Source organism: Bacillus sp. JJ1503 (assembly GCF_036965125.1).
Classification (GTDB): domain Bacteria; phylum Bacillota; class Bacilli; order Bacillales; family Cytobacillaceae; genus Cytobacillus.
In genome coordinates, this window is the sequence record NZ_JBALOZ010000460.1 from 1 (window position 1) to 2,740 (window position 2,740).

At 34.7% G+C, this 2,740-nt stretch carries 2 protein-coding genes; both read right to left on the bottom strand.

The genetic code is table 11. From position 1 onward, the window contains the following. Positions 1-632: flavin reductase family protein (locus V7149_RS25105; protein ID WP_335348286.1), on the bottom strand; the 632-nt coding region annotated here is incomplete at its 3' end. 262 nt (positions 633-894) lie between these two features. Then, positions 895-2,277: an AraC family transcriptional regulator gene (locus tag V7149_RS25110; RefSeq protein ID WP_335348287.1), complete on the bottom strand. Its 1,383-nt coding sequence runs from the start codon at positions 2,275-2,277 to the stop codon at positions 895-897. Positions 2,278-2,740 lie beyond the last annotated feature (463 nt).

Consider the following 2,740-nt stretch of genomic DNA (forward strand, 5'->3'; position numbering starts at 1 on the left):
AACTCTTCTTTTGTAGCAGCTGGTGCTTTCATTTCAAATATTTCGTTGATAACAGTATAATCATAATACCCTAGGCGGGCAATCGGTTTAATTTTCAATATATCAAGTTTCCCACTAGGTAGAATGATATTATCTGCGATATGCACATGAGCTACTCGTCCGATAACAATATCGACTGTAGAAACCTCATTTCCAGTTGGAATCCTAATTGTCTGGACATACTCACATTCGAAATGAACCGGTGATTCGGCCACACGTGACACAGGAGCCTCAATGCAATTTTTCTTTGTTACACCCGCTGCCTCAAATTCATCAACATCTGCCGTAGACGCCTTTGCGGAAATATTTACTGCTTCGCGTAAATCCCAAGTAGCCATGTTCCAAACAAACCAACCAGTTTCCTCAGCGTTTCGAACAGTATCCTTTCTTCCACCTAATACTGATTGATTTGCCGCAAACATTACCATAGGTGGATCCCAAGTAAGATTTTGATATTGGCTGTATGGTGCAAGATTATCTACTCCATCTTTAGATCTGGTTGAAAGCCATCCGATAGGGCGTGGTATTGTACTACTTTTAAAAGGGTCATATGGTAAGCCATGATCCTGACCATTCTTTGGTGAATAATGCATATAAATTCCTCCCAGATATTTAATATTTTTATTGACTAATTGAGTTTGTAACTTTTTAGTGCAACTGCCCTACTGTCGAATCACCTCCTATAATTTCTATATCTGCAGAATCCATTTACTTAAGAAAGTGTTTTCTTTATTCGTTAGATTAATCCTATCTTTTTGTGCTACATGATTCTATGGATAATATCCATAATTTTATGAAAATATAAAGTGATTTGACATGCAAAAGAAAAATTCATCCACGTTATATGGATGAATTTTAGATATCTGGATAATTATTAGTTTTCCACAAACTAGGGGAATATCCTATAATGTTTTTAAAGACTCTACTAAAATAGCTCGGGTCTGTGAAACCGACTCGTTCGGCTATTTCTGAAATCGTCATAGTTGATCCTTTTAGAAGCGATTGTGCTTCTTTAATTCGTTTCATTTGTAGATATTCCGTAAAAGTACACCCCATCTGTTTTTTAAACATTGAACTAAAATACTGACTATTTCGATTTACATAAGATGAAATTTCCTCAAGGGTAATTGGGGTAGCGTAATGTTCATTTATATATTGAATCGCTTTTTTTATAAGAATAGAGTTATAAGAGAATTCCTCTTTTTCAACTTGATCGCATAATCTGTAACAAAATAACAGCATATTGTGGATAATATCAAATAACACTTCGCCGGTTAATATATCGTTAAATAACTCTTTATAAATAGGTTCTTCTTTAAGTAGATATACTTTTTCCAGCATAAAGCGTCTTATATGTGATAAGATATTTGTTAATCGAATGCGGACGTTTTCCGAATCGGGGAAACTTTCTTCCGTTATCGGATACTTATTTGCCTGATCATAAAGCCATTTCTTTAGCATCTCACGATCGATGTTTCGTAAATGCTTCATAATTTCATCGCTTTCCTCAGGCGAAAGAAATGGATCGATATCGGTTAAGACCAAGTTTTCAATCGGAGGAAATACATGGTTCCCCCCAAAGTAAAAGCGGCGTAACAGGGCACGTTTTGCTTCCCAGTATGATTGATGTACCATCATCGGATCGTTGTAGCATTTTCCAATACTTGCAGAAAAGGATAAATCATTTTTATTTTTCATCTTTTGGCAAGAGTACACTAATATCCGTCTCAACGAATGAATTGGTTCTTGATCGGAAGGTAAAAATTCTACACTAAACAATAGGACGAGTTGATCGCCAACGATTAGCACAAAGGGGCGGTAGGATTGAAACTCTTTGTTTATTAAATGAACTAACTTAGTTAAGTCAACTTCTTCTTTATTCGACTTATCAAGGCTGAGTGCGACAACAAGTGTCGGGATCTGTTGATAGCCCCATGTTTGGACCTGATCCAAAATAAGTGAATTATTGAATACTCTTCCGAATAAGAGGTCATACGCCCATCCGTGATGGATAAAAGTTTCTCTGTCTTCGCTTGGCTTTTTTTGTGAATTAATCATTGCTTTTTTTACTGTATGTAACCACTCAGTTGTTTCATAAGGTTTTATGAACAGAGCCTCTGCTTTCATCTTTAATGACTGCTCAGCTGCTTCAAAGGTTTTATGATTTGTATGAACAATTGTCTTTATTTCAAGTTCCCTCAGTAAATTTGTTAATTTTTTTCGAGTATGAGTAAACATTTCAAGTTCTACAATTACAATATCTGGCTTCCAATCGAAAAGGAGATCTAAAAACTCTTCTTCATTATCGGTTTCTTTTAACTGCGTTATTAAAATCTGGTTTGATAATAAAACCCACCTTATTCCCTTTNNNCAGCTATAAGTATTTTCATCCCTTGCCTCCTAATATTTTTTCAAGTGATTTAAAACCCCATTCCTAATAGCAAATGAAACAAACAAGGACACTTTCATTTTCTTAAAGTTTTTTTAATTCTACTAAAAATCGTTCCTAAATAAATATAACATAGCAAAAAGGCCCCCAATATTAAGAGTACTTCACTCATATATGTTGGGGTTTATCTTTTATTATGTCACCAATTCAGAGGCTTTTCTATTTTTATCACACTTATTATACAATTGAGGAAGCTAAAACAAATATTGATGTAGAACCTGAAGCAAATGATTCAAGGTGCAAAAAAATTAA

Bases quoted from the DNA above. Each gene is read 5' to 3' on its own strand.
- V7149_RS25110 (WP_335348287.1), bottom strand. From the start codon at position 2,277: ATGTTTACTCATACTCGAAAAAAATTAACAAATTTACTGAGGGAACTT.